General features: G+C 75.2%; 1 protein-coding gene and 1 pseudogene. Both read left to right on the forward strand.

Features of this window, described 5'->3' with window-relative positions; genetic code table 11:
- The first annotated feature begins 289 nt into the window (after window positions 1-289).
- Window positions 290-1,345 carry an AAA family ATPase gene (locus AB0J52_RS39160; RefSeq protein WP_500188147.1) on the forward strand — a complete coding sequence of 352 codons (1,056 nt, stop codon included), beginning with the start codon at window positions 290-292 and terminating at the stop codon, window positions 1,343-1,345.
- Window positions 1,346-1,349: 4 nt separating this feature from the next.
- A pseudogene (locus AB0J52_RS39165) lies at window positions 1,350-1,733 on the forward strand (DUF58 domain-containing protein); the annotation flags it as partial.

The following is a 1,733-nucleotide window of genomic DNA, read 5'->3' on the forward strand; positions in this document are numbered from 1 at the left end:
CTGACGCAGCCCGGAGCGTCCCGGGCCGCCCGGCGGGGGCGCGCCCTGGGGAAAAGTGGGGCGCCGCGCGGGCTGTGCCCGCCGTCCGGGTGGAGCACAATGGCTGCGTTCCCATGACCATCGCGGGTGTCGGCGGTGAGACGTACTGTCGGTGGAGCACCGGCTGCGGCCGCGGGTGGAGCGGACCGGCGGGCGGATCGTCCGGAAACGGAGGAGTCGCGCCGACGTCCGTGCAAGGGTTGCGCACTGCGGCGCCGTCGGGCGGCGGACGGCTGAGGAGGGTTGGTTGGTGGCAGTAGGGATGCACGGGGACGCGTCGACCGGGACGGGGCGCACGGCTCCCGCCCCCCGCGCCGGGGACGGCCCGGCGGACGGCTCCCGGACCGGTCACCCCGCGGGCCTGGACGACCTGGCCCGGGTGAGCGGGCGCATCCGGGACGCCGTGGAGACGGTGGTCGAGGGCAAGCCCCGGGCGGTGCGGCTCGCGCTGACCGTCCTGCTCGCCGAGGGCCACCTGCTGATCGAGGACGTGCCGGGCGTCGGCAAGACGCTGCTCGCCAAGGCCCTGGCCCGCTCGGTGGACTGCTCGGTCCGCCGCGTCCAGTTCACGCCCGACCTGCTCCCGAGCGACATCACCGGGGTCAGCGCCTACAACCAGGAGCGGCGCGAGTTCGAGTTCAAGCCGGGCCCGGTGTTCGCCAACATCGTGGTCGGCGACGAGATCAACCGCGCCTCCCCCAAGACCCAGTCGGCGCTGCTGGAGTGCATGGAGGAGCGGCAGGTCACGGTGGACGGCACCACGTATCCGCTGGAGCGCCCGTTCATGGTGATCGCCACCCAGAACCCGGTGGAGATGGAGGGCACCTACCCCCTCCCCGAGGCGCAGCGCGACCGGTTCACCGCGCGGATCTCGATGGGCTACCCCGACCCGTCCGCCGAGCTGGAGATGCTCGACGCGCACGGCCGGGCCAATCCGCTGGACGCGCTGGAGCCCGTCGCGCACGCCGCCGACGTGCGCGGCCTCATCGACGTGGTGCGGCGCCAGCACGTCGCCGAGTCCGTCCGGCAGTACGCGATCGACCTGGTGACCGCGACGCGCAACCACCCGGAGCTGCGGCTCGGCGCGTCCCCGCGGGCGACCCTGCACCTGGTGCGGGCGGCGCGCGCGTACGCGGCGCTCGACGACCGCGACTACGTGCTGCCCGACGACATCCAGGAGCTGGCCGTCCCGGTGCTGGCGCACCGGCTGCTGCCGTCCGCCGAGGCGCAGGTCGAGCGGCGGCGGCCCGAGCACGTCCTGACGGAGCTGGTGCACCGGCTGCCCGTCCCGTCCCCGCGGGGGTGACACCGTGCGACGGGCCCTGTCCGGGCTGACAACGCGGGGCCGGTCGTTCGTGGCGGCCGGCGCGACCGCGATCCTGTGCGCGTTCGCGCTGGGCGAGCGCGACCTGCTGCGCGCGGGCGTGCTCGTGCTGGCGCTGCCGCTGATCTGCACCTGGGTCGTCTCGCGGACCCGGTACCGGCTGGCCTGCGCGCGCCGGCTCGACCCGCCGCGGCTGCCCGTCGGGCACGAGTCGCGCGCGGAGCTGCGGCTGGAGAACGTGTCCCGGCTGCCGAGCGGGCTGCTGATGGTGGAGGACCGCGTCCCGTTCGCGCTCGGCGGGAGACCCCGGTTCGTCATCGACCGGATCGAGCCGCGCGGGTCGCGCGAGCTGGGCTACCGGATCCGGTCC

Source organism: Spirillospora sp. NPDC049652 (assembly GCF_040675125.1).
GTDB lineage: Bacteria > Actinomycetota > Actinomycetes > Streptosporangiales > Streptosporangiaceae > Spirillospora.